General features: G+C 38.4%; 1 protein-coding gene. It reads right to left on the bottom strand.

What is annotated here, in order from left to right:
- On the bottom strand, positions 1 to 579 hold a 579-nt coding region (locus ACP5S8_RS08515; RefSeq protein ID WP_461876506.1), incomplete at its 3' end, for a DNA methyltransferase.
- Positions 580 to 625 lie beyond the last annotated feature (46 nt).

The raw sequence follows: 625 nt of genomic DNA on the forward strand, positions 1-625 counted from the left end.
GTTCAGATTCGGAAGGAGAGGGTGTTGTTTTAACTCTTCTTTCTTGAACTCTGTCTCCACAATGAGTTGAAGCCAAAGCCTTAATTCAGCGGCATGTATTGCCCAGGGCATTACATCTACTCCGTAAAGAGAGTATTGGATAATCCTATTTTTTAGGGCAAAGTCCGATAAACTGCCCCCCAAGTGTTTGTAAATCGTTCTATAGATTTCAGATAGAACATTCAACATACCAACGATAAAAGCACCAGAACCACAGGCAGGATCAACCACAGATAAGTTGTTTAGAGTATCTTCCAATTGCCTCCATAAATTCTCCTTTGTAAGCCAGCTTTCTGTTTTATCTTTTTCATCTGGTAGGTCGAAAAGAAGATGATAAAATTTCTCTTTTGGTACCTCAGTCAAATTCTTTGATAGATATTCAACCAAGCTCCTTCTACACATAAAATCTACTTCGACTCTGGGTGTATAAAAAATGCCAAGATCCTTTCTATCATAAATTTCTTCAGCAACGTTAGCCAATGACTCATACACATAGCCAATCATCTGGGGATCGACCGCTACTTCTGATTCAAGAGGCATATCCTCCTTAATGGTAAAATTGTAGGATTCAAAAAACTCAAAGATG

The sequence above is a fragment of the Hydrogenobaculum sp. genome, assembly GCF_049967395.1.
Taxonomy (GTDB): domain Bacteria; phylum Aquificota; class Aquificia; order Aquificales; family Aquificaceae; genus Hydrogenobaculum.